Raw genomic sequence first — 17,570 nt, forward strand, 5'->3', positions numbered from 1 at the left:
GCTACTTGGATGCGTAGTGACGTTCCTTATAAAGGGCCATGTATTTCGGCAGTTGACTCATGTTCGGGACCACGATCATCGTCTTGACCTTGCCCTTTTTGAAAGCTCTTAGGAACTTGTTGTAGTGGGTGAAGGCGACGCAGCCATGAGATCCCTTGCTTTTGCGTAGCAGCGGTGAATGCGCCAGCATGCCGTCCCGGCCGCGCATGGCCGCGACATCATACGGCAGCATACGGATAGCCTCGACACCATGGAACCGCCGCTCGCGCATACGCAGCTTGTAGACATTCGGCGGGGTTGGGCCGAGGTTTTTGACATAGGCATATTTGGGCTTGTTCATCCGGTGGCCGATACCGGAATTGGCCTTGAGCTTGCTGCCGTCCGGCATATGAACGACGGCGGCGCTGATGTCGTAGACCGCAATCTTACTGCTCCGGCCCGGTAAACCGGCTTTGCCGCCATTAAAGAGTTTGCCAATTCCATCAAAGGGCGGGCGTTCCGTTTTCGGCTCCTGCGGGGCTGCGTAGGCCAGCACCGGTGCTGATTTGGTTTGCCGCGGCTTATCCTTGGTTTTGGCTTTTGTTTTTGCCTTGACTGGTTTGCGCGGTTTGTTGATAGCGCCGGGTTTGGATTCCGCGACGGGATTTGAGCGCACCAGCGGCCGCGGGCGCTGACTTGGCGCCGGCAAGACATTGGCAGGGGACAGGCTGGCGACCTGAACTGGCACGTCGGCATCAATCGGCGGCAGCTCCTCGTCGATCATAGGCAGCCGCGCCGCATTACGGGCGCCATACAGGACCGCGGCGATTGTCATGGTTTCAGAAGAAGCTGGAGCAGAATTTGAGGCCGGCAGTTCGGTTTGGTTTTTAAGATCTATCTTCGAAGCAGCACCAGGGTTGGAAGTCTCTGCTGGTGCTGAAACCTGTGTCAGGCTCGCGACTTGAACCGGTACCTCTGCATCAATCGGCGGCAGCTCCTCGTCGATCATTGGAAGCCGCGAAACATCTCGCGCGCCATACAGAACCGAGGCGATTGTCATTGCTTCCGAAGATGATGGAGCAGCACTTGAGGCCGGCAGTTCTGGTTGGTTTCTAAGAGCTCTCTTCGAAGCAGCGGCAGGGTTGGACGTCTCCACTGGTGTTGCATCTTGTGCAAGGCTTGCGACTTGAACCGGCACATCCGCATCGATCGGCAGCAGGTCTTCATCGATCATCGGCATCCGTGATGCGTTCAGTGAGGCTGATACAAGCGGATTAGGTGCTGAGGCGTCGGAAGTGGATGGTGCCGCTATAGCCTTGGACAGCTCCTTGCTGGTTTCAGCTACAGGCTCTTTGTCAGCAAACAGTTTTGCAGCTTCAGCAGGGGGCGTCGATGGCGCAAGGCCTGCGGTATGAAGAGAAGGGGAAGGATTTTTGTCGCTCGTCTGCCGATTATCTCCATCCTTTGAGGCTGAGACAATCGATGTGGCTGCAATAGTTCCGGACAAAGATGGAGCAGCCGCATTTGTTTCAACTGCCGCGACCGTTGCCGGGGCTAGGGCAGAGGCGGTCTCAGCCACTACAGCGCCTTCAGACGGAGAAATCTCAATCGCCTTATTCTTTTTCTCCGCCTGCGCGGCCAAAAGCGCGCGCCTCAGTTTTAATTTGGCGAGGCGCTGGTTGAGGAAATCTTTTGCGCTGGCTTTTTCGCGCGTAGAGGGAAGAGCCTTAGTGGTTTTAGGGGCAACACGTGCGGCATCAGAAGGACCTGCGGCCTGGCCTTTGGTTGGAATTTGCACGGCTGCGACCACACGGGCTGTGTGTATAGGATCCGTTGCGGCCTCCACACGGACCGAAGCTGTGATCTCGACCGGTATTTCCTTAAAGGCGGCTGGTGCAGCTGTGTCTAAAGTCCGATCTGCCGTTTGTTGAATGCTCAGCGAAGACACATTCAGCGGTATAGTTGCCTGTGGTTCAGATTGAAACGACGGCAAGGCAGCCTTGACTGCAAGAGCTGCTGCCACTACTGCAACGGCACCAAGCGTCAGAAGGGGCTTCCCAAGCGGGACCGGTTTGGTTTCTGGACTGTTATTCTTAGATTCAGACTGCGGTGTTCTTGGCATGAAACACGAAAATCCCGTTGGCCGCGACTGACATCGAGCGGCGTTGGTTCCCTATTTTCTGGCGGCAAGCTTGCCTCAGCCTTTGCTATCGCGTTGCAAAGGGATCTGCCGTTGCCGTCCTGGCGGGGGAGAAGCTTGTTCCAAACTCAAGCCACCTTACGCAGGTGTTTGTTCTCTGCGCGGTCGAAATCGGCGATATCCAAAGAAGGCATGCAAGCGGGCTCTGGCCTGTGGAGCAACCGGCACTTTTTGCTCGGGCTGATCGACGCCATATCCAGCAGGCGCCGTTTTAACGGAAATCCCGGCCAAATTATGACCAGCTCGCTTGACCCGTCGACCAAAAACCGGCACATGCGGCGGCAAAGATCTGCCCACATAAACGAGCCCAAATGTATCTGATCATTTTCGATGTCGATGGCACGTTGCTCGACAGTCAGAACACCATTGTTCATGGTTTTGAAGCTGGCTTTGCCGCTGTTGGCCTGCCTGTGCCGGGCCGCAAGACGATCCTGTCCATCGTCGGGCGGTCGCTTGATATGGCCTTTGCCGATCTTGTGGGGCCGGAGCATCAGGACAAGGTGCCGGAAATGGCAGCCGTTTACCGGGCTGAAAAGATCGCGCGACGCAAGGCGGGACTGGATCAAGATCCGCTTTATCCAGGCGCCCGGGAAGCGATCGACCGCTTGCATGCACGTGAGGACGTCCTTCTGGGGATTGCGACCGGCAAAGCACTGCGTGGTGTGCACCACATGATGGATGTGCATGACCTTCACGGCCGTTTCATCACCATCCAGACAGCCGATACATCCCCGTCCAAACCGCATCCGGACATGATTGAGCGGGCGCTGAGTGAGACCGGCGCAGATCCTGAACGGACCGTGATGATTGGCGACACGGGGTTTGACATGGCCATGGCCCGCGCCGGCGGTGTGCATGCCATTGGGGTGACATGGGGCTATCATGATCATTCGCAGCTGACGGCCGATGGCGCCGAGCGGATCATTCACAGGTTTGACGAATTGGATCAGGCGCTCATTGAGTTGCTTAAAATGGAAAAGGAAACAATGTAATGCGCGATTATCTTGAAGCATTGCATGAAGATGCGGCGAAAGATCCGGAGCAGCGGGCCCGCGAGTTATCGCGCCGCGAGTTGCCAAAGAGATTCTATGAATGCGCCGAACATGTTGAAACCGAAGACGGATTTGCCATTCATCTGGATGGCCGGCCGGTCAAGACCCCAGGCAAATCCACGCTGTTGCTGCCGACCGAGCCGATGGGGGTAGCCGTTGCTGCTGAATGGGCCGCGCAAGAAAAGGAAATCAATCCGGCTGTGATGCCGCTCACCCGGATTGCCAATTCGGCCCAGGATGCGGTTGCCAGCCGGTTTGACGAAGTGGCGGACGAAGTCACCGCCTTTGCTGGCAATGATTCCTTATGTTACCGGGCGGATGATCCGCAGAGCCTGTGTGACACACAGCGTCAGGTGTGGGACCCGGTCGTGGATTGGGCAGGTGAGTTGCTCGGCGGCCGGTTTTCACTGATTGAAGGCATCATTCATGCACCGCAAGATCAAAAGCTCTTGTCTGCTTACCGCGAGAGGATTGGCGGTGAAACCCCGCTGCGGCTTGCAGCCCTCCATACAGTCACAACTTTGACCGGCTCAGCGCTCTTGGCGCTGGCGGTGCGCGAAGGAAAGCTTACGGCTGATGATGCCTGGCAGGCCGCGCATGTTGAAGAAGATTTCAACATCGAACGCTGGGGCGCAGATGCAGAAGCCACGCAAATCCGCGCCTACAAGCGCTCTGAATTCGACGCGGCGGTGCTGATCTTGAAGGAAGGGTGAATAAACCCGGTCTTGGGGATACTGGGCCCCTGCCTTCGCAGGGGCGGCAGCTTTCTACTAAGACCTAAGTGAGACCAAAATAGAGGTCCAGCCAATCCGGATTCCGCTCTTCGATAAGGCGAACTTTCCAAGCGCGTTTCCAACGTTTGATGTTTCGTTCGCGCTGGAATGCGGGTTCAGGGGCGTCGAATATTTCGAAGTAGATTAGTTTTGCAATGTTGTGTTGCTTTGTGAATGAACTCCCTACGCCGTTTTTGTGCTCCCAAACTCGGCGGATAAGGTTATTCGTCATGCCAACATAAAGAGTGCCGCCAATCTTGTTGGCCATAATATAGACGTAAAATTCCCGCTCCCAAGGCATTGGCATCCAGCCCCGTAACACTGATTTGAGTTTGCCACAGGTTGCCGCCCCTGCGAAGGCAGGGGCCCAGTAACCAGTTTTGGGCCGGGTAAACACAAAGCGTAAATCGGAACGGAGCGCCGGTGCCGAAATTTGCTATAGTATATTGGCTGATAGAGTGGGCTTGTCACCCCAGATAAAACGTCGTCGCCATCAGGAAGAAAATCAGGACCCCCAAGACGTCGTTAGAGGATGTGATGAAGACACCGATGGCCATGGCCGGGTCGATGCCAATTTTGTCGAGCACAATGGGCACGGTCGCGCCCACCATGGCGGCGATCGTGGTCACGCATAGTAGCGACAGCGATGTGGCAAGCGCCAGCTGAAGCGGAGCTTCGAGCGGCACAACAAACGATGCAGCCAGAACCAAGGCACCGAGGAGCGCGCCGGCGACAACCCCGTTGAACAGTGCTGCCAGAAGTTCTTTGAAAAGCCGGAAAAAAATATCGCCGGACCAAAGTGCGCCGGTCGCAATACCTTGAACAGCAACTGCGGAGGCTTGCAGTCCGGCATTTCCGGCCATGGACATGGTCACAGGGATGAACGCGGCCAAAATGGCAGCTTCCGCAAGCTGGTCTTCATATGACCCGACAACGGTTGCGGCGATGCTGGCTCCAATGAGTCCGGCAAGCAGCCAGGGCAGGCGGCCGCGCACGATCCTGAAGACCGTGTCGTCGGAACGGGCCTCGGCGGAAACACCGCTCATGAGAAGCATGTCCTCTTTGGCTTCATCCGAGGCGATACGGGTCAGTTGTTTTGGTGTTACCCGGCCGATCAGGTGACCATCACTGCCAACGACCGGGACGCTGCGCATGTCTCGTTTGCGGGCGACACGCAACACCTCCTCCTGGTCGGTATCTGCGGAAACGGTGATGAAATCCCGGTTCATGATTTCGGAGAGAGGCGTTTCGGCTGGCGCCAGAAGCAGTTTCCCCACTTCGACAGTCCCAGTCAGCTTGCCAGCAGTGTCTGTCACATAGACGGTGAAAATCCTGCGGATCCGGGCCGCTTGTGCACGCATCTGGGTGACGGCATCCCCAGCCGTGCAGGTTTCCGGCAGCGCGACGAATTTCTGCGCCATGACGCGGCCTGCGGTGTCGTCGGCATAAGACCCCCGCGTGGCCAAATCCTCGACATCGGGTAAGCGGGCGATCAGCTCTTCGGCCACATCTTCTGGAAATTCATTCAAGATCTCGATGGCGTCTTCAGGATCGAGGCCGGCGAGAATGTCCCGGAATTGATCCAGCGTCGATTCTTCCATCAGGATCGATCGGAACTCGGGCCTAAGTTCGGCAACAACCTTGATCGACGGGTTGGCGGGCAGCCATCTGAACAGTTTGCGCGCCTGTTTCAGCCGCAGCCTGGTCAGAAGCTGCATCACGTCCACCGGATCCCATCGTTTGAGGAGATCGGTGAGCTCCTGGCGCTGCCCGGTCTTGAGCATGTCCCGGATTGTTTTGAGCGTTGCGTTGTTTTCGGCCAGAGGTTCTTGCGCCGGTTCCCGTATCCAAAGGACAGATTTGGCGCCGTCTGTAGGGATATCAGTCTGACTCATCGTGGCGGATCTCCGGCTCTATCCGGCCGCTTGTAGCGGCTCTCTGTGACGGGACCCTAACAGGCCGCGCCATAGCGCGGGAGAGGGGAGTTATTAGACGTCGAATTCGTCCAGGTCGGCAAATCCTTCGCGCAATTTGTCCGACCAGCCGCGCGACAGCCTTTGAAAATAGGGATCGTCCTGCTCGATCCGGACCTGCCGGTCGGTGGAGAAACTGTCCGTGTTGTAAAGCAGCATATCGATCGGCATGCCGACGGACAGGTTCGAGCGCAATGTGGAATCAAAGGACAGCAGCACCATCTTGGCCGCTTCCCCAAGACGCATGTCCTTGCGGGTTACCCGGTCCAGGATCGGTTTGCCGTATTTGTGTTCGCCAATTTGCAGGAATGGGGTGTCGTCGGAGACTTCAATGAAATTGCCAGCGGCATAGACTTGGAACAGGCGCGGCTCTTCGCCCTTGATTTGGCCGCCAAGGATGAAGCTGACAAAAAAATTGTCGGCATTGGCTGCCAGGGCTTCGCCATCGATTGTTTTGACTTCCCGGACCGCGCTGCCAACCAGCCGGGCGACTTGGAACATGGTCTTGGCGTTCATGACCGTGGTGCGGTCTTTGTCGGCAGTCTCAATATGTTCACTAAGCAGGGAAACCACTGCCTGCGTGACCGCCAGGTTGCCGGAGGAAAGAAGTGTCACAACACGCTCGCCGGATTTTTCCCAGACGTGCAGTTTCTTGAAAGAGGCAATGTTATCGAGACCTGCGTTGGTGCGGGTATCGGCGGCCAGCACCAGTCCGCGATCCAGTTTCAGTCCAACGCAATAGGTCATGCAGCTCTTCTTGTTCCACTTTTTTCGGCCGGTGCCGTTTAGATGCTGTTCCGGGGCTTGGCAAGAGGCGTCAGACCATTGGATTACTGCTGCTGCTGGATGGCGGCCTGAACGACATCCACTTCAACATGCAGATTTTCCTCCTGGCCGCCAAAACGGATACCCCGGATTGGAGCAGCGGAACGCGAGTCGAGCCCGGCCGTCAAGCGGATATAGTGGTCAGTGGGGCAGATACCATTGGATACGTCGAAACCGACCCAGCCGAGGCCCTCAATACGCACTTCTGCCCAGGCATGATGAGCTTCCGAGGCTTGTTCTTCTTCCAAGAGCAGATATCCGGACACATAGCGGGCGGGAATGCCGGCCGACCTGGCCGCAGCGATGAAAATATGGGCATGGTCCTGGCAAACCCCTTCACCGGCAGCCAGCGCGGAGATGGCGCTCGCATGTGTTTCGGTGACACCAACCTTGTAGTCGACCTTGTCCCGGATGGCATGCATCAAGGTATGGAAGCCGGAAATCTTGTCGGGAGATTCAATTAGAGTGGCGAGTTTGGAAATTGCCTGGTTGGCTTCAGTCAGCGGTGTGACGCGGGTATAGATCGAGGATGGTGCACTGGCCCCCCGTTCGTTGCCAATGATGCCATTGGTCTCAACGGTCTCAACTGTTCCGGTCGCTGTAATTTCGACATCCTCCACCGGACCGGCTCTGGAAATCATGTGTACCGCATTGTCGAAGGCGTCGGTGTAGGTGGTTGCCCGCTCGATACCGGGAGCCTCTATAGTCCACGTCAGGACCTTCTGCGCGGGATTGTCCGCCGGGGTGAGGCGAAGCTGCTGCATCGCATTGGCAAGTGGCTGGTCGTACTTGTAACGGGTGGTGTGTCGGACAAATAGGCGCATGAGTCTCAATGGCTTTCCGGTGTTGGATCAGGCGAAGTTGTAGTCCTCGCAAAGCTGGTGAGCGAACTGGTTGTTCTTGCCGATGAAGTCGGTCAGGAACTCGTGAAGGCCTTCCTGGTAGATATCCCGCATCTGTTTTTCCTTCAGCTCCTTGCTGAGGTCGGTGGCCAGATCGAGGCTTGGCTCGCGGGAGCCATAAAAATGACCGAGGTCTTCAGCTGTGTCCGCCAGCCAATCATAACAATAGGCAAGAGAGCGCGGCATTTCCCGCCGCAGGATTAGGAATTCGGCGATATTGAAGGCTTTCAACCGTGCGTTGGGATAGGCAAAGCGGTAACTGCGGCGGCCGGAAAGGGCTCTGAGAATAGCAGACCATTGATAGCGTTCGGAGCTGCCGTCTTCGATGATGTCGTTGTCGGCCAACAGCACCCAATACTGATTGTCTAGGATCCGGGCGGTGTTGTCGGCCCGTTCGACGAAATTGCCCATTTGGCTGAAGTAATATCCGTCATCGCGCAAGACCGTGTTCAGCAACGCTCCGCGGAAAAGGTGGGCGCGCTGGGTGATCCAGGCTAGAAAATCCGGCAGCTTTTCTTGAGTTATTGACTGCGGATTGACGTCGCAGAACTCGATCCAGGTGGTGTTGATCGCTTCCCAGAGATCTGCAGTGATGCCGGTTCGAACCGCGCGGGCGTTGTTGCGCGTCTGCTCCAGGCAATTGCGCACGCTGGTGTGGTTGTCTTTGGAAAACACCATGTGGGCGGTGATGTGCCGAGCAATTAGCTCATCATACTTCTCGCTGTAGCCGTGGTGGCAGCCGGCGCAAGACAGGGCAAATTGCCAGTGACTGCCCTCTGCCTGGCCTGCGTGGGCCATGATGGAGCCGCGATAGCCGACTTCCAATAGACGGGTGACGTTCTGCGCACGTTCCTGGTAACGGGACATCCAGAACAAGGAGGAGGCTGTTCTACCAAGCATCTGTGATCAATCCTCCAGAACCCAAGTGTCTTTGGTGCCGCCGCCTTGGCTTGAATTGACCACCAGCGAGCCCTTTTTAAGTGCAACCCGTGTCAAGCCTCCCGGTGTAATGCGCACCTGATCGCCGATCAGTACAAACGGGCGCAGATCGACATGGCGTGGTGCGACACCTGAAGCGACATGCGTTGGACAGGCTGACAGCGCCAAGGTCGGCTGTGCAATATAGTTGGATGGGTTGCTCTGAAGCACCTTGCGGAATTCAGCGATTTCCCGCTTGGAGGCGGTCGGGCCGATCAGCATGCCGTAGCCGCCAGACCCATGGACTTCCTTGACAACGATGTCGGCCAGATTGTCGAGCACGTAAGCAAGATCATCTTCTCTGGAGCAATTCCAGGTCGGTACGTTGTTCAAGATTGGCTTTTGTCCGGTGTAAAATTCAATGATATCAGGTACATAGGCGTAGATCGCCTTGTCGTCGGCAATGCCGGTACCAGGCGCATTGCAGATGGTGACATTGCCTGCCCGGTAGGCGTCAAAGAGCCCTGGCACACCGAGCATGCTGCCCGGATTGAAGGTGAGGGGATCGAGGAACGCATCATCAATCCGGCGGTAGATGACATCCACCTGTTTCGGAGCGCGGGTCGTGCGCATGAAAACCTTGCCCGCATCAACAAACAGGTCCCGGCCTTCGACCAGCTCTACCCCCATTGAATCGGCCAAGAAGGCGTGTTCGAAATAGGCGGAATTATAAATTCCAGGGGTCAGGACAACGATAGTTTGTTCTGATTTCGCCGGATCCGGCGCGACGCTCTCCAATGTCTGGCGCAGGAATTCCGGATAACGTTCAACCGCGGCAACGCTATGGCTTTGAAACAACTCCGGGAAAAGCCGCATCATAGTTTCCCGATTTTCCATCATGTAGGACACGCCGGAGGGCGTCCTGGTGTTGTCTTCCAGAACGTAGAACTCGTTTTCAGACACGCGGACCAAATCTGTCCCGATAATATGGGCATAGACCTTCCGGGCAGGCGTGAAACCGGCCATCTCGGGCAAAAAGGCTTCGTTTTGCAGGATCAGGTTCGCTGGGATCCGGCCAGCGCGCAGGATCTCCTGGCGGTGATAGATGTCATGGAGAAATGCATTGAGTGCGCGGACCCGCTGATCGATGCCGGCGGACAAGCGGCGCCATTCTGATGCAGAGATGATCCTGGGTATCGGGTCGAAGGGGATCAGGCGCTCGGTCGCATCTTCTGCGCCGTAAACCGCAAATGTGATCCCGAGGCGCCGGAAAATGGTTTCTGCGTCCCGGCTCTTTTTAGTGAGGAAATTGTTCGGCTTGTCTTCAAGCCAATTCGCCAATCTTGAATAGGGCGCGCGCGGTGAGCCATCCTCTTCAAGCATTTCATTGAAAAAAGCCCGGCTGTCTGACATCGCCCCCCCAACTTCTTTGTTTGTTACTTGTGAAGATGGCAGGCATTTGAAAACAACCCAAGGTTAATCTATTGGCGATTGGTGCCTAAATTTTGGGCGATTGGGCAAATTGGCCGTGTGATCCCCTCGGAAGGGCTACCAGTTTGCTGCAAGCAGATGCGGGTGCTGTCTATTCAAGGTGTATGGCGGCTCATTCACCCTTGTGCTGACTTTGCCGGGTGAGGACGGCGTGTTAGGACCACTGCAGACAGAGAAATTGGGAGAACCAGATGAGAGACGTTCTGGCGGAGTTGGAACAGCGCCGGGAAACTGCCCGGATGGGGGGCGGACAGCGGCGTATCGATTCCCAGCATTCCAAAGGCAAGCTGACCGCGCGTGAGCGGATCGAGATCCTGCTGGACGAAGGTTCGTTCGAAGAGTTCGACATGTTCAAGCAGCACCGCTGCACCGAATTTGGCATGGAAGAACAGCACATCCCTGGTGATGGCGTTGTCACTGGCTGGGGAACCGTCAACGGCCGGACAATCTATGTGTTCTCCAAGGACTTCACTGTTTTTGGCGGCTCGCTCTCCGAGACCCATGCTGAAAAGATCACCAAGCTTCAGGATATGGCTCTGCAGAACAGGGCGCCAATCATCGGATTGTTTGACGCTGGCGGCGCGCGTATCCAGGAAGGCGTGGCAGCGCTGGGCGGCTATGGCGAAGTGTTTCAACGCAATGTGCAGGCCTCTGGCGTTATTCCGCAGATCTCTCTGATCATGGGGCCCTGTGCGGGCGGCGATGTTTATTCTCCGGCCATGACCGACTTTATCTTCATGGTGCGGGACACGTCCTACATGTTCGTGACTGGGCCTGACGTCGTGAAGACGGTGACCAATGAGACCGTGACGGCAGAGGAACTGGGCGGAGCTTCCATTCACACGACCAAATCGTCGATCGCCGATGGTGGTTTTGACAATGATGTCGAAGCCTTGCTGGAAATGCGCCGGTTGATCGACTTCCTGCCGATGAACAATCAGGCCGAGTTGCCGGAGCTGACGAATTATGACGATCCGGACCGGATCGACATGAGCCTGGATTCTTTCATTCCCGACAATCCGAACAAGCCTTACGACATGAAGGAACTTGTTCTGAAGACACTGGATGAAGGCGACTTCTACGAGATCCAGGAAAGTTTTGCTGGCAACATCATCACCGGCTTCGGCCGTATGGAAGGCAGGACGGTCGGCGTAATCGCCAACCAGCCAATGGTTCTCGCCGGTGTCCTGGATTCCGACGCCAGCCGCAAAGCGGCGCGCTTTGTCCGATTCTGCGACTGTTTCAATATTCCGATCGTCACTTTTGTTGACGTTCCTGGCTTTCTGCCGGGCACTTCACAGGAGTATGGCGGACTGATCAAACACGGCGCGAAACTGCTGTTTGCCTATTCCGAAGCTACCGTTCCAAAGGTGACCGTCATTACCCGGAAAGCCTATGGCGGTGCTTATGACGTGATGAGCTCCAAGCACATCAGCGGTGATATCAACTATGCCTGGCCGACGGCTGAAATCGCGGTGATGGGCGCCAAAGGTGCGGTTGAGATCCTTTACCGCTCTGAACTGGATGACCCGGAGAAAATCCAACAGCGCACCAAGGATTACGAAGACCGGTTTGCCAACCCGTTCGTGGCCGCTGAACGCGGATACATTGATGATGTGATCCGGCCGCATTCGACCCGCCGGCGGGTATCCAAGGCTTTGGCCTTGCTGCGCGCCAAAAAAGTCGAAATGCCTTGGAAAAAGCACGACAACATTCCGCTCTAAGCGGTCATGGATTGAAATGATAAAACCCGCCAGATGTAGGTCTGGCGGGTTTTTTTATGGCGACCGACGGGATCAGAGTGCCTTGGTTCTCTGATCAGTGCTGATCAATCGTCAAAAGAAAACGGTCGGAACAACGGTTCTCTGCATTCAAAGGCCACATGGCATTTGGGATTGTCCCGTGTTGGACCGTATTGGGGAAAGAGCTGTTGCCCCCAGTCACACCAACTGCGGTTGGATACATACATGGAGTAAGTATGCCGTCCGGTGGTGAAAACAACCGCGCCATGCTGAAGAACCAAGTGTTGGGCCTGCGCACAGGTCATTTTGCGTAAATCAGGACGGGCTTCGGCAGGAGTTGCAATCGCAAATGCAGAGGCAATTGCAGCCGGGATCAGCAGTACGTGTGGTTTCATGGGGCTCTCCAGCGGTCATAGGCCTATTGGAATAGTCGACCTCAAACTGGGGTGCAGTATACCTTGGTTTCGTTAGGTTAAGTGTGATGTGGCACACATATCTGCGGACAGGCCGGGCTTCGGATTACTGGTGCTTGGCCTGCAAACCGGTGTTTGGGGCGCAGACATTGGCTGGGATAATGTCTGCTGCGCCTTTGGTCGAAAATCCTGCATACCGGCGGTCCTCATCGAACAGGACGGCAAACCGAGCCGCATTGCGCAGCAATTGCCAGAAGTATTTCAGGTTATCTGCATATGCAGGGCTGTCGGGCCGGATGTAACCATCCTCGCTGGCGGTAAATTTGATCAGCCGATGGTCAAGCTCAACCCGGATCAATGTTTCTGGCATAGGCAATCGGCCCTTGATGTCGATGCCGATGAGAGGAAGGGTGGCTTTTTTGCTGTCCGGGCACCAAATCGTGAACCGGGAGCCGCGTTGGTTTTTGGTCCAATAACTGTGATAACCATCGACTTTTTCGCTGTGCCAGCTGCCAATGGTTTCAGAGTTCGCGGGAGCGATCATAAGGCCCCACATGAAAACAAAAGCTGTTAGACGAAAAAACATTGTTAGCCCCAATGAACGCATTGCTGAAAATACCGGGGGTTGTCTTAAATTTTAACTAATCCCAATCCGTTTAATTGACGGCTTCGCACGAAATTTTAAAGGAAAATATTGTCAGGAAGCCTGTTTCTTGTGCCAGTCTGTCGGGCAGGCCTTTGCAGGCAAGAGTTCTTTGGCGCCTTTGAGCGAAAAACCGGCATACCTGTTGTCAGAAAATTTGACTGCGATGGCTGTTGCCGACCGTAACTGATGCCAAACATATTCAAAACTGTCTGCACAAGTGGCACATCCAGTGTCTGTATACCCTTCGCCGTTGACCGGCAGTTGGATAATATCTTTGTCGATTACCAGTTTGATGCGAGAATTTGGCTGCGGTGTTGCGCCGTCGATGACCACATGAAGAAGCGTGCCGTTGGTTTTTCGTTCCGGGTGGCACCAGACAACGAAACTGGCTCCGACATTATTTGTCGTCCAATACCGCGTGAAACCGTCAACTTCGCCGCGATTCCATTTTTCAATGGTTTGTGCTTCCGCAGTACCGAAAAGGAAAAAACCGGCAAGAAGTGTTTTTATAGCTGTTTTTGACACCAAAACTTACTCCCGTTCCTTGTCAACACTATCAAGGTCTTAGTTAAAAAAGCGGAAACCAGAAATTTGGCCGGAACGACTTGTTTAAAGATTAGTTTGTTTTGACTTTGCACTGAAACTTCAATTGTGTGGATTGGGGGTGTCTGACCACCCTTTGGATAAGTTGCGTAAGAGGGGAGGACCGGCCTACAACTCAGAAAACGGATCCAGCTGGGTGGAAATGCATGTTTTCGAAAATTCTGATCGCAAACCGGGGTGAGATCGCGTGCCGGGTCATTAAGACAGCCCGCAAGATGGGCATTAAAACCGTCGCTGTCTATTCTGACGCTGATCGTGATGCAGTCCATGTCGAGATGGCCGATGAAGCAGTTCATATCGGTCCGGCCGCGGCGGCAGAATCCTATCTCATTGCCGACAAGATTATCGCTGCTTGTAAAGAGACAGGCGCTGAAGCCGTCCATCCAGGTTACGGTTTCTTGTCTGAGCGCGCGAGTTTCCCGGAAGCACTTAAAAAAGAAGGTATTGTCTGGATCGGTCCCAACCCGCGCGCTATTGAAGCGATGGGCGACAAGATTGAATCCAAGAAATTCGCCAACGACGCCAAAGTCAGCACTGTGCCGGGTCACATTGGGGTCATCGATACGCCTGAGGAGGCGGTCGAAATCGCCAAGGATATTGGTTATCCGGTGATGATCAAAGCGTCGGCAGGCGGTGGCGGCAAGGGCATGCGGATCGCCTGGAATGATGAGGAAGCCTACGACGGTTACGTACGTTCCAAGTCAGAGGCCGCGTCTTCCTTTGGTGATGACCGCGTCTTCATTGAAAAATTCATCGAAAATCCGCGCCACATAGAAATTCAGGTTCTGGGCGACAAGCACGGTAACGCCATTTATCTCGGCGAACGGGAGTGTTCGATCCAACGCCGGAATCAGAAGGTGATCGAAGAAGCTCCGTCACCCTTGCTGGATGAAGAAACCCGGAGGCTGATGGGCGAACAGGCGGTCGCGCTGGCCAAGGCGGTTGATTATGACAGTGCCGGTACGGTGGAGTTTGTCGCTGGTCAGGACAAAAGCTTCTTCTTCCTTGAAATGAACACCCGCCTGCAGGTGGAGCATCCGGTGACCGAGCTGATCACCGGGGTTGATCTGGTCGAACAGATGATCAGAGTTGCTGCGGGCGAAAAACTTGAGATTGCGCAGGACGACGTCAAGCTGAACGGCTGGTCTGTCGAAAGCCGAATTTACGCAGAAGATCCGTACCGTAATTTCCTGCCGTCCATCGGCCGTCTGGTGCGCTACTTGCCGCCGGAAGAACTTGAGAGTGATGAGCTGACCATCCGCAATGACACCGGCGTGGTTGAAGGCTCTGAGATCTCAATGTTCTACGATCCGATGATCTCCAAGTTGATCACGCATGCGCCGACACGTGAACAGGCGATTGATGCGATGAGTCAGGCGCTTGATGGTTATTACGTCGATGGCATTCAACATAATGTGCCGTTCCTGACAGCTTTGATGAACCATCCGCGCTGGCGGTCAGGAGAGTTGGCAACGAGTTTCATTGCCGATGAATATCCAGATGGCTTCTTCCCAGCGGAACCGGACGATGAGGCAAACGGTGTTCTGGCGGCGGTTGCTCTGTCCATGGGCGCGATCGAACGCGAGCGTCTGGACCATCTCCCGGGACGTTTGCGCCCGCACTCCGGCGCCGTGCGCGAAGACTGGGTGGTGAAGCTCGGCAAAACCTATGTGCCAATTCGGCTCGCGGCCGGTTATCCGGGCACACCGATTGAGCTGGACGTTGCTATTGGCGACGGGCCGGTTGTCAGCGTGGAATCGGACTGGGCGCCGGGCTCCTCACTGTGGAGCGGAGCCGTTGGTGGCAAAGATGTTACGGTTCAGGTGCGGCCGGTAACCGGTGGCTACCGTCTTGATTGGCAAGGCTATTCCCTCGTTGCCAAGGTGATGACACCGCGCATTGCAGAACTAGACGAATTGATGCCGGAAAAACTGCCGCCAGATACTTCGAAGATGCTGCTGTGTCCGATGCCGGGGTTGGTGGTGTCCATTTCCGTCAACGAAGGCCAGGAAGTCAAAGCTGGTGAACAGCTGGCCATTGTCGAAGCCATGAAGATGGAAAACGTGCTGCGCGCCGAACGTGACTGTGTCGTTACAGCTATCAAGGCTGAGCCGGGCGACAGCCTGGCCGTTGACGCCGTGATCATGGAGTTTTCTTGATTAGACAGCATCGCTGAACTGGAATTTGAAAACCCGCCGCATTGCCGGCGGGTTCTTCTTTGGTGCCGGGTCAGGCGATCAGTTCTGCCGCGGTCGCTTGTTCGGCCGAATGGCAATCCAGATAACGAGTGAATTCCGCTTCAGGCATCGGTTTCGCGAAATAATACCCTTGGAGCAGATGACAGCCCTGGTCGGCTAGAATTTCAGCATGTTCCAGGGTTTCAACGCCTTCTGCAACGACCTCAATGCCCAGAGCCGTTGCCATATCAACAACACTCTTGATCAGCTTGCGGGAGCCTTCTGAAGTGACGATCGGCGCCGTCAGGTTCCTGTCGATTTTCAACCGCTTGGGCCGCATTTCCAAAAGGCTGAGAATTGATGCGCGACCAGATCCGAAATCATCTATTTCCACCTCAAATCCCTGATCGGCGAGGGCCTCAAGATTGAAGCGCGACATGTCATCCAGGTTTTCGAATGTGACCGCTTCGCTGATTTCGAAAACCAGAGCTTCGGGCTCAACGTTGATGTTGCGGATGGTGTGCAGGAATAACGGCGACTTGAGGCGGTCTGCGGAGATATTGACCGAGATTCGTGGCGTGATTGATCCGGCATTTTTCAATTTGTTCCGGATCCGCAAAGCTTCATCGAACATGAATTGGTCGATGTCACTGATGATGCCCAAAGACTCCGCAGCTTCAATAAAGGCTACAGGCGCAAGGATGCCTTTTTCCGGATGGCGCCACCGTACCAACGCCTCGGCGCCGACGACTTCAAAGGTCTGTGCATCCATAAGTGGTTGAAAATACGCTTCAAATTCTCGCCGCTCTACAGCTTTCAAAAGCTCTTCGGCCAGGATGGTGCGCGTCTCAAACTCCTGGCGCATAGACGGATGATAAATCTCAAAACGATTTCGGCCATTTGATTTGGCGGCGAACATCGCAATGTCAGCGCTGGTCATAAGGCGTTCGAAATTGAGGTACCGGTTCGGTGCGAAATCATCGTTTAATGCGATGCCGATCGAAGTCGTGACGGCATGCTCAACTCCCCGGAACGCAATAGAACGGTTGAGGAGTTTTACCAGATAATGGCCAAGGTCGGAGATTTCGGACCGGTTTTTGTAGGACTTCAAAAGCAGGAACTCGTCACTGCTGATCCGGGCAAGCATAGCATCATCGTCCAGCCGGCTCTCCAAAAGCTCCGAAACTTGTTTCAACACACCGTCGCCAACGACCGGACCATAACGGTCGTTGATTTGTTTGAACCGGTCCAGATCAATGTGAAAAAGAGCGTACCTGGTTTTTTTGATTTGGCCTGTTTTCAGGCGTGTTTTGATATCTGAGAAAAACTGGACCCGGTTGGCTAAACCGGTCAGCGGGTCCATTGAAGCCAATTCTTGCACTTTGCCTTGGGCCTGCTCGCGCAATCCCATTTCCTTCTTCAAATCCCGCAAGCGGCGGAACAAGAAAACCATCAACACAGCTGGAAGAGCAAATATCGCTGCAAAGATATCGTCGAGCTCATAATTCTCATGAGTTCGGGAGAAGTCGTAAAGCGCTTCAAACAAGTCGACTGATGCAAAGAGTGCAGCAAGACCTGCAAAAACAACGAGTGTAAAGCCGGCTTCCCAAAGAAGGGTTTTTCTTTGTGTAAGTTTTACGATCATATAGCGAATCTGCCGGAGGGTCCGATTTCGATTCTCAACAGTGAGTACTGTAAAAGTTACCAATCCCTTCATTTTTTAGTGATCGTGTAAAAAGAGTTGGAAAAATTGCAATAAAATTCAGTATTCGATCCGGATACACCGCAATGTATTCATTGTTTGGCGGATTTATTTTGATTTCGCTGTTTACAGTGAATTAATTTCTTGGCCTTTCTTGCGCTGCACACTAGTCCA

Annotated in this window: 15 protein-coding genes; 4 read left to right on the forward strand and 11 right to left on the reverse strand. The window is 54.8% G+C overall.

The window, feature by feature from the left end; all coding sequences use genetic code 11:
- Position 1: 1 nt before the first annotated feature.
- Positions 2-2,101 (reverse strand): tlde1 domain-containing protein, encoded by a 2,100-nt coding sequence (locus ACOOFE_RS09680; protein ID WP_420414734.1) that lies wholly within the window; start codon positions 2,099-2,101, stop codon positions 2-4.
- Between the two features lie 389 nt (positions 2,102-2,490).
- On the opposite strand from ACOOFE_RS09680, the gene ACOOFE_RS09685 reads away from it, so the two are divergent.
- Positions 2,491-3,171 carry an HAD-IA family hydrolase gene (locus ACOOFE_RS09685; protein ID WP_420414735.1) on the forward strand — a complete coding sequence of 227 codons (681 nt, stop codon included), beginning with the start codon at positions 2,491-2,493 and terminating at the stop codon, positions 3,169-3,171.
- Positions 3,171-3,944, forward strand: coding sequence for an ATP12 family chaperone protein (locus tag ACOOFE_RS09690; RefSeq protein WP_420414736.1), 774 nt, complete (start codon positions 3,171-3,173; stop codon positions 3,942-3,944). The genes ACOOFE_RS09685 and ACOOFE_RS09690 overlap by 1 nt, the downstream gene beginning before the upstream one ends.
- Positions 3,945-4,008: 64 nt before the next feature.
- On the opposite strand, the gene ACOOFE_RS09695 is transcribed toward ACOOFE_RS09690, so the two are convergent.
- From ACOOFE_RS09695 to ACOOFE_RS09720, 6 genes are all read right to left on the reverse strand, one after another.
- Positions 4,009-4,311 (reverse strand): GIY-YIG nuclease family protein, encoded by a 303-nt coding sequence (locus ACOOFE_RS09695; protein ID WP_420414737.1) that lies wholly within the window; start codon positions 4,309-4,311, stop codon positions 4,009-4,011.
- Between the two features lie 160 nt (positions 4,312-4,471).
- Positions 4,472-5,899: a magnesium transporter gene (gene mgtE, locus ACOOFE_RS09700; RefSeq protein WP_420414738.1), complete on the reverse strand. Its 1,428-nt coding sequence runs from the start codon at positions 5,897-5,899 to the stop codon at positions 4,472-4,474.
- Between the two features lie 93 nt (positions 5,900-5,992).
- On the reverse strand, positions 5,993-6,724 hold the full coding sequence (locus ACOOFE_RS09705; protein WP_141186238.1) for a proteasome-type protease: 732 nt from the start codon (positions 6,722-6,724) through the stop codon (positions 5,993-5,995).
- Positions 6,725-6,807: 83 nt separating this feature from the next.
- On the reverse strand, positions 6,808-7,626 hold the full coding sequence (locus tag ACOOFE_RS09710; protein WP_420414739.1) for a transglutaminase family protein: 819 nt from the start codon (positions 7,624-7,626) through the stop codon (positions 6,808-6,810).
- 27 nt (positions 7,627-7,653) lie between these two features.
- Positions 7,654-8,604: an alpha-E domain-containing protein gene (locus tag ACOOFE_RS09715; RefSeq protein ID WP_420414740.1), complete on the reverse strand. Its 951-nt coding sequence runs from the start codon at positions 8,602-8,604 to the stop codon at positions 7,654-7,656.
- Positions 8,605-8,610: 6 nt separating this feature from the next.
- Complete coding sequence (locus ACOOFE_RS09720; protein WP_141186241.1) at positions 8,611-10,035, reverse strand: circularly permuted type 2 ATP-grasp protein; 1,425 nt, start codon at positions 10,033-10,035, stop codon at positions 8,611-8,613.
- A 269-nt stretch (positions 10,036-10,304) separates the two neighbouring features.
- Here ACOOFE_RS09720 and ACOOFE_RS09725 point away from each other — a divergent pair, with 269 nt between their 5' ends.
- The gene (locus ACOOFE_RS09725) at positions 10,305-11,837 is read left to right on the forward strand and encodes an acyl-CoA carboxylase subunit beta (protein WP_420414741.1); all 1,533 of its coding nucleotides are present in this window, start codon (positions 10,305-10,307) and stop codon (positions 11,835-11,837) included.
- A 104-nt stretch (positions 11,838-11,941) separates the two neighbouring features.
- Here the strand turns inward: ACOOFE_RS09725 and ACOOFE_RS09730 are convergent, their stop codons facing one another.
- The 3 genes from ACOOFE_RS09730 to ACOOFE_RS09740 form a co-directional block, all read right to left on the reverse strand.
- The gene (locus ACOOFE_RS09730; protein WP_420414742.1) at positions 11,942-12,250 is read right to left on the reverse strand and encodes a hypothetical protein; all 309 of its coding nucleotides are present in this window, start codon (positions 12,248-12,250) and stop codon (positions 11,942-11,944) included.
- A 124-nt stretch (positions 12,251-12,374) separates the two neighbouring features.
- Positions 12,375-12,854, reverse strand: a complete 480-nt coding sequence (locus ACOOFE_RS09735; RefSeq protein ID WP_420414743.1) for a hypothetical protein — start codon at positions 12,852-12,854, stop codon at positions 12,375-12,377.
- A 111-nt stretch (positions 12,855-12,965) separates the two neighbouring features.
- A complete protein-coding gene (locus tag ACOOFE_RS09740) occupies positions 12,966-13,439 on the reverse strand; it encodes a hypothetical protein (RefSeq protein ID WP_420414744.1) in 474 nt (157 codons plus the stop codon).
- A gap of 224 nt (positions 13,440-13,663) precedes the next feature.
- Between ACOOFE_RS09740 and ACOOFE_RS09745 the strand changes: the two genes are divergently transcribed.
- Positions 13,664-15,676, forward strand: a complete 2,013-nt coding sequence (locus ACOOFE_RS09745) for an acetyl-CoA carboxylase biotin carboxylase subunit (RefSeq protein ID WP_420414745.1) — start codon at positions 13,664-13,666, stop codon at positions 15,674-15,676.
- Positions 15,677-15,746: 70 nt separating this feature from the next.
- On the opposite strand, the gene ACOOFE_RS09750 is transcribed toward ACOOFE_RS09745, so the two are convergent.
- A complete protein-coding gene (locus ACOOFE_RS09750) occupies positions 15,747-17,339 on the reverse strand; it encodes a putative bifunctional diguanylate cyclase/phosphodiesterase (protein ID WP_420414746.1) in 1,593 nt (530 codons plus the stop codon).
- Between the last annotated feature and the right edge of the window lie 231 nt (positions 17,340-17,570).

Source organism: Roseibium sp., from assembly GCF_965216085.1.
Classification (GTDB): domain Bacteria; phylum Pseudomonadota; class Alphaproteobacteria; order Rhizobiales; family Stappiaceae; genus Roseibium.

Bases quoted from the DNA above. Each gene is read 5' to 3' on its own strand.
- ACOOFE_RS09680 (WP_420414734.1), bottom strand. From the start codon at position 2,101: ATGCCAAGAACACCGCAGTCTGAATCTAAGAATAACAGTCCAGAAACC.
- ACOOFE_RS09685 (WP_420414735.1), top strand. From the start codon at position 2,491: ATGTATCTGATCATTTTCGATGTCGATGGCACGTTGCTCGACAGTCAG.
- ACOOFE_RS09690 (WP_420414736.1), top strand. From the start codon at position 3,171: ATGCGCGATTATCTTGAAGCATTGCATGAAGATGCGGCGAAAGATCCG.
- ACOOFE_RS09695 (WP_420414737.1), bottom strand. From the start codon at position 4,311: ATGCCAATGCCTTGGGAGCGGGAATTTTACGTCTATATTATGGCCAAC.
- mgtE (WP_420414738.1), bottom strand. From the start codon at position 5,899: ATGAGTCAGACTGATATCCCTACAGACGGCGCCAAATCTGTCCTTTGG.
- ACOOFE_RS09705 (WP_141186238.1), bottom strand. From the start codon at position 6,724: ATGACCTATTGCGTTGGACTGAAACTGGATCGCGGACTGGTGCTGGCC.
- ACOOFE_RS09710 (WP_420414739.1), bottom strand. From the start codon at position 7,626: ATGCGCCTATTTGTCCGACACACCACCCGTTACAAGTACGACCAGCCA.
- ACOOFE_RS09715 (WP_420414740.1), bottom strand. From the start codon at position 8,604: ATGCTTGGTAGAACAGCCTCCTCCTTGTTCTGGATGTCCCGTTACCAG.
- ACOOFE_RS09720 (WP_141186241.1), bottom strand. From the start codon at position 10,035: ATGTCAGACAGCCGGGCTTTTTTCAATGAAATGCTTGAAGAGGATGGC.
- ACOOFE_RS09725 (WP_420414741.1), top strand. From the start codon at position 10,305: ATGAGAGACGTTCTGGCGGAGTTGGAACAGCGCCGGGAAACTGCCCGG.
- ACOOFE_RS09730 (WP_420414742.1), bottom strand. From the start codon at position 12,250: ATGAAACCACACGTACTGCTGATCCCGGCTGCAATTGCCTCTGCATTT.
- ACOOFE_RS09735 (WP_420414743.1), bottom strand. From the start codon at position 12,854: ATGTTTTTTCGTCTAACAGCTTTTGTTTTCATGTGGGGCCTTATGATC.
- ACOOFE_RS09745 (WP_420414745.1), top strand. From the start codon at position 13,664: ATGTTTTCGAAAATTCTGATCGCAAACCGGGGTGAGATCGCGTGCCGG.
- ACOOFE_RS09750 (WP_420414746.1), bottom strand. From the start codon at position 17,339: ATGATCGTAAAACTTACACAAAGAAAAACCCTTCTTTGGGAAGCCGGC.